The 1,197-nt window shown below is 64.3% G+C and carries 1 protein-coding gene; it reads right to left on the minus strand.

Translation table 11 applies throughout. From position 1 onward, the window contains the following. Window positions 1-14: 14 nt before the first annotated feature. Window positions 15-1,126, minus strand: a protein-coding gene (locus tag SPK54_RS13585) for an IS3 family transposase (protein ID WP_330948402.1) whose coding sequence is annotated in 2 segments (ribosomal slippage) — window positions 15-874 and window positions 874-1,126 — 1,113 coding nt in all. Because the reading frame shifts where the segments join, the coding sequence is not laid out codon by codon here. Between the last annotated feature and the right edge of the window lie 71 nt (window positions 1,127-1,197).

Genomic DNA, 1,197 nt, shown 5'->3' on the forward strand with positions numbered 1-1,197 from the left:
CGTAAGCTTCCCCGTCAAGCAGACATTTCAAAAGTAGAACCTTCGGCGGCTTGACGGTACTCGACCGGCGTCATGTCGCCGAGCGAGTCATGGGGACGCTCCTCGTTGTACTCGAGCATCCACCAGTACGCCGCCTCGCGCACGTCGTCGAGGCGGGTGAACAGGTGCTGGTCCAGGACCTCCTCGCGGAAGGTCCGGTTGAAGCGTTCGATGTAGGCGTTCTGGTTGGGCTTGCCGGGCTGGATGTAGCGGATGGCCATGCCGTTGAGCTTGGCCCACTGCACGAAGGCCTCGCCCAGGAACTCCGGGCCGTTGTCGGTGCGCAGGACCTGCGGCACGCCGTGGTCGCGCTTGAGCTGCTCGAAGATGCGGATCAGGCGCGCGGACGAGATCGAGGTGTCGACCTCGATGTGCAGCGCCTCGCGGTTGAAGTCGTCGACTACGTTGAAGGTCCGGAAGCGACGGCCACAGGCCAGCGCATCGGCCATGAAGTCGGCCGACCAGACGGTGTCTGGCAGGCGCGGCACGTACAGCGGCACGCGTTCGCGCTTGGGCAGCCGCTGCTTGGCCTTGCGACGCAGGTTGAGCTTCATGGCCTTGTACACCCGGTAGATTCGCTTGTGGTTCCAGTCCGGCCGAGCACGGCGCAGGACCTTGCAGCACTTCCAGAAGCCGCGCGTCGGACGACTCTCGACTTGCCCGGCCAGTGCCGCGATGATCTCGGCGTCGCGCACGGTCCAGTGCAACGGCGGTTGATACCAGGCCGCACGCGACAACCCGACGCAATCACAGGACCGGCTCAGGGGCCGCGCGTGCACCTCGACGAGGTACCGCACGGCCTCGCGCTTCTGCTCCGGCCCTACAGTTTTTTTGCGATCAGGTCCTTCATCGCCGCGTTGTCGAGCGCCAGTTCGGCGTACATCCGCTTGAGCCTGGCGTTCTCGGCTTCCAGGTCCTTGACCCGCCGCAGCTCCGAGGCCTCCAGGCCCCCGTACTTCGATTTCCACTTGTAGTAGGTCGGCACGCTGATGCCGGCCTGCCGGCAAATGTCCTTGACCGGCACGCCGGCGTCGGCCTCCTTGAGGATCGAGACGATCTGGGTCTCGGTGAAACGGGACTTCTTCATGGAACCTCCTGGCTGGGGAACATGCCAGAAAGTTCTACTTATGGGGTGTCTGCCGATCGGGGAAGCTTACG

It is taken from the genome of Thermomonas sp. LB-4 (genome assembly GCF_036409385.1).
Lineage (GTDB): Bacteria > Pseudomonadota > Gammaproteobacteria > Xanthomonadales > Xanthomonadaceae > Thermomonas.